Source organism: Fulvivirga marina, from assembly GCF_016775155.1.
GTDB classification, from domain to species: domain Bacteria; phylum Bacteroidota; class Bacteroidia; order Cytophagales; family Cyclobacteriaceae; genus Fulvivirga; species Fulvivirga marina.
Genome location: NZ_JAEUGD010000050.1, coordinates 1 through 4,742, shown reverse-complemented (window position 1 = coordinate 4,742; position 4,742 = coordinate 1). Strand labels below are relative to the sequence as shown.

The window sequence follows — 4,742 nt, the reverse complement described above, 5'->3', positions numbered from 1 at the left end:
GCAGGAAAGTAAAGAGGAGATTGCCAGCAAGAATAAAAGAACCTCTGGAGGTGCCTGCTGCACTTAACCATACATGGTCTATTGATTTCATGAGTGATGCCTTATTCAATGGGCGTAAATTCCGCTCTTTCAATGTTATGGATGATTTTAATCGAGAAGCTTTGCATGTAGAGATCGATTATTCTTTAAAGAGCAATAAAGTGGTGTGGGTTTTAAATCACTTAATTAAACGCAGAGGAAAACCTTTGCGCATACGTATGGATAACGGTCCAGAATTTATAGCGGCATTAACACAAGAATGGAGCCGTATGCATGCAATAGAGTTCATTTATATTCAACCAGGTAAGCCTACTCAAAATGCATATGTTGAGAGACTGAATCGTACCTATAGAAACTATGTGCTTGATGCTTATGTGTTTGATTCTATAGATGAAGTACGACAAGCCACTGAAGATTGGATGTATGATTACAACTTTGTGAGGCCACATGAAAGCTTAAATGATAAGAGTCCTGTACAATACGCACAGGTGGCGTTAACAGTGGATAACTCTATCGAGTTACCCACAATTAACACCTATTATAACAATAATAATTAATAGAATTTATACTTTTATGGAGTCCTAAAACGGGGGTGCTTACAAAAATCTTACTATCCCAATTTTCAAAAGCCGCAATTGCAGCTAAATCATCTATAAAAAAGTTCGATATTTCCCCCCTTCCCGCTACAAAACCGATCAGAAATGATCGGTTTTTTTGTTTTATGCCCACTCATGAATTATAGCGTCATCCCGGACTTGATCCGGGATCTCCTAAATCACAGTAGTAATTTTTGTTTTACCACTGAATTTCCTCTCAATATACCCAAGGTTGGGTATTGACAAAGTAATTAGGCATTGACTAGTTTTAAGTTTCGCCCACAAACGTAAAAATGGCTTTCGGAAAGCGGGTTGTGTAGTTGGGGAAGTTTTGGGAGCTACTGTCGAGTTAGTTAAGAGTACTTGTTCTATCCGATTTAATCGTTTGTAATCACTTACAGTCGGATAACTGCTTGTAATTCTAGTTATATGTGAAATAACAAGCATACTGTTATATAGATGTTACCTGTTATTGATTGGCATGAATAAGAAAAAAAGGACTCGAATCCCTGATGAAATCGCTGCAGAAATCCTATTTCTATCGGACAGAACTTGCTGTGTTTGTACTCAAAGAGGTAAAGAAGTTCAAATACATCACATTGATGAGAATCCCTCTAATAATAACATCTATAACTTGGCTGTTCTGTGCTTTGATTGTCACAATTACACAATGATCAATGGGGGATTTGGAAGAAAACTAAATGCTGCCCAAGTACAAAAATTCAGAGAAGATTGGCTAATAAGAGTTAAAAAAAGAAAGGAGGATGCAGATAAACTGGCTTCTATCGAAACTGTAACTGGTTCAACCAAAACGGTAATACATAATGATAATGAACAATACCAATATTCAAAATATAAGCTCGTAACTGACAATGATATATTAAGGATCTATTTAGAAAACATTGTACAAATCCATGATAAACTATTGGAATCGTCACAAGAGAAATGGGATTCAGGAGTTACTGCAATAATGGTACAAGGAAATATTGACATCATTAATTTTTATGAAGAGGTATTAGTTGAGCTATGTTCTTTCTATCCAAAAGGACACTTTGACAATAAAACTCCAAATACATACATTACAGAAATAGTGTCTTCTAAATACCTATGGCACCGACTTGTTTTGGAAACAGGTGGACTCGGTAAAGGAGGAACAATTATACCAACTATGGTAGGTGGTAATGTAATGGAAGACTTAAAAGTTATGATTGCTCAAATGGCAGGTGCGCTTTCTCTGGACAATGGAATAGACTTTTTTACGTGGAAGAAAAAATGGGTGAAATAAACAATAGGTAACAATTGCTATGAATGGGGTTTCGGTGGTCAGGAAAGTTTTGTGGGGATTGGAAAGTCCGCCACAAGTTTTAATTTTAAATCAAGGTGTGGCCATGTGCAGGACGGGAGGTTAGTGCATTCTAATCCTCACTCATCATAGCATGGCGTTAGGTGCTATACCTCACAAAAACCATTAACAATCATGAAAACTAAAAACTATAAAAGACGTGGATTACTTATATTTCTACTTCTATTATTTAGCTCGAATCTTTTTTCTCAAGATTATCAAAAATCCCTAATTGATGTAAATGATATCGTCAAAGGAATCAGTGATTTTGATTATTTTAAAGCGATTTTACTTGAAAAGGGATTTAAATATAAAGAATCAAATCAACATAGTGAATACTGGAGAGTACCTGTGAATTACGGAAATGAAGCCACTCAAAATCTATTTTCCCAGATAGCCATACAACTTTCAACTTGGAAAGATGCTAATAATGACCCTTTTGAAAAGTCAATTTATATTCAAATAAGGAAAGATTTACTTCCAGATTATAGTAGTCAATTTCACACAATTGTAACAACTTATTTCTCCGAAAAAAGAGCTAACAAATTAGAATCAACAATCCACACTGTTAATGGAACCGAAACCAAAGAAGATTACGAACTAATCTATTATAATAAAGATTCAAATATTACTGTTGAATATGAAGAATCAGATAAGTGGGTAAAATTCATGTTTAGTTTAGAGTATTAATTGCAGATAGGAGAAATGTGAGGTACAGCACCTAACAATAGCTAAAAATCAATAGGCCGTTCAGTGGGTTAGGTGCTTTCATTGATTATATTAACTTTGCTACGTAGGACGGTGACTTCCTTCGATGGGCCTACTGTTTTTAGCCTGATCCCTCTGCAAAATGTTCAATTCCGTGCTTTAAGGCACATATTATCCGATATTAAGGGCCTCTTAGTAGCTTTTTAGAGGTTGTGCAACAGCCACGTCCGCTTGTGCTGTATTTCTTTTAAGCCAATTTACCTGCTTGTCACTTACCGTGCCACTTTTTCAAAAACCTTGATTGCAGCCAAATCAGCCAGTAGAAGGTTCGATATTTGTCCCCGAGGGGCTACAAAAAAGCTGATTATCATACGATAATCAGCTTTTTTAGTTTTAATATAATTGATAATCAGTGTATTATACTTTATTTTTCGTTTCGATAATTCCTCTCTTATAAACAGTGATAATTCCTCTCTACTTGATAATCAATTGTCATTCAATGAATTGAGTGGTTCGATTTTCTCGTATGGGTTGCCCGAATTTTGTCGATTTTTTCCTCAATATACCCAAGGTTGGGTATTGACAAAGTCATTACGCATTGACTAGCTTTAAATTTCGCTCGCAAACGTAAAGATGGTTTTTGGAAAGGGGATTGTGTAGTTGAGAAGGTTTTGGAGGTGGTTGTTGAGTGAAATGATTAAATTAAAGTGTTTGTTATATCCAATTATAGTGATTTGTATACGCTTGTTGCTTTTAATGAGTTAAATTACAGTGCTTTATGTGAAAATGATATAATGTGAATATGTGCAACGTTGCATATATTCAATTGTTGTGTTTCATTCAGGAAAAGCCAACCGCACATTAAGCACATTTGGTTTTCGCTACCTCCCACTCTGACACCAAAAACCAAAAGAGCTTAATTCCCCTACCACTTGATAGTCTATCACTTCGAACCTCTGTTTGTCGGATATTTGAATTGTTGCTCTTTGAATTGACCGATTTCTTCTCTAAGCGTTTGGTTAATACTTTGGATTAAATCATTCTGGACTTTCATAATGCTCAATAAATCGTGCATAGCATTTAAATTTTCTAGTTGTCTATAAACAATCTCTTCTAAATCTGCTTTGGTATATCTTCTGCTCATATTAATTGCTTTTGAACAATAATTAATTTTTACGAAAATACAATAAATTATTGTTTTGTAAAATTTTAATGCGATTTAAAGGAAAGAAATTTGCATGAAAACGCAATTTTAAGCAAAAACCAAATAAATTGAACCCCTTATATTTGCACGAAACAGCAATTTAGTTGCACAATGGATAAAATTAATTACAACCGAATAAAGGCTGTATTGGCTGAAAAGAATGTGTCATCTAAGGAATTGGCGGGACATCTTGATAAAACAGAATCTACTGTCTCAAGATGGTGTACTAATGATGTTCAACCATCTGTAGAAATTTTCTATTTGATTGCAAAATATCTAGATGTTGATATAAGAGAACTGTTCGTATCTATAAAATAATCAATGAATAGTCCGACTAAAAATAGATTTGAATTACAAATTAAATCACTTAGGGGATTTGATTTTCAACATTTCGTAAGAGAACTATATCTTCTTAAATATGGTGAACATGGATTTACTGTTTTAAGAGACCAAAAGGACAAAGGTTGTGATGGAATTATTGAGGAAGAAAAAAGAGTAATTGCTTGCTACGGACCTCAGGAGATTATAGACACGAAAAAACGTCATAGAGAATTTGACAAAAAAGTAGAAGGAGATTACAATGAATTTAATTCAAATTGGAAAGCTCAATATCCAAATTGGTCATTCGTAATAAATCATGAAAGCGATCCACATTATGATTCAAAAATTAAAGCTCTTGATGACAACGCAACAATCATTGGTCTTTCTCAATTGATGAACTCAATAGAAAATTTGAAAAATTTCCAAAGAAGAAAAATTGGGAAGTATTTAAACATAGAAAACGAATGTAAGCACCCCCGTTTTAGGACTCCATAAAAGTATAAATTCTATTAATTATTATTGTTATAATAGG

General features: G+C 34.1%; 5 protein-coding genes and 1 pseudogene. 5 read left to right on the top strand and 1 reads right to left on the bottom strand.

The genetic code is table 11. The features are described 5' to 3' along the window. The 3 genes and pseudogenes from JMN32_RS15090 to JMN32_RS15080 all read left to right on the top strand — a co-directional run. A pseudogene (locus tag JMN32_RS15090) lies at positions 1-530 on the top strand (integrase core domain-containing protein); the annotation flags it as partial. A 586-nt stretch (positions 531-1,116) separates the two neighbouring features. After that, positions 1,117-1,920, top strand: a complete 804-nt coding sequence (locus tag JMN32_RS15085; RefSeq protein ID WP_202857183.1) for an HNH endonuclease — start codon at positions 1,117-1,119, stop codon at positions 1,918-1,920. A 192-nt stretch (positions 1,921-2,112) separates the two neighbouring features. Then, complete coding sequence (locus JMN32_RS15080; RefSeq protein WP_202857182.1) at positions 2,113-2,667, top strand: hypothetical protein; 555 nt, start codon at positions 2,113-2,115, stop codon at positions 2,665-2,667. A 961-nt stretch (positions 2,668-3,628) separates the two neighbouring features. On the opposite strand, the gene JMN32_RS15075 is transcribed toward JMN32_RS15080, so the two are convergent. Then, entirely contained in the window at positions 3,629-3,829 is a 201-nt protein-coding gene (locus tag JMN32_RS15075; protein ID WP_202857181.1) for a hypothetical protein, read from the bottom strand. A gap of 171 nt (positions 3,830-4,000) precedes the next feature. Here JMN32_RS15075 and JMN32_RS15070 point away from each other — a divergent pair, with 171 nt between their 5' ends. Both JMN32_RS15070 and JMN32_RS15065 read left to right on the top strand, forming a co-directional pair. Further along, the gene (locus tag JMN32_RS15070; RefSeq protein WP_202857180.1) at positions 4,001-4,207 is read left to right on the top strand and encodes a helix-turn-helix transcriptional regulator; all 207 of its coding nucleotides are present in this window, start codon (positions 4,001-4,003) and stop codon (positions 4,205-4,207) included. Between the two features lie 3 nt (positions 4,208-4,210). Then, on the top strand, positions 4,211-4,705 hold the full coding sequence (locus JMN32_RS15065) for a hypothetical protein (RefSeq protein ID WP_202857179.1): 495 nt from the start codon (positions 4,211-4,213) through the stop codon (positions 4,703-4,705). The last annotated feature ends 37 nt before the right edge of the window (positions 4,706-4,742 follow it).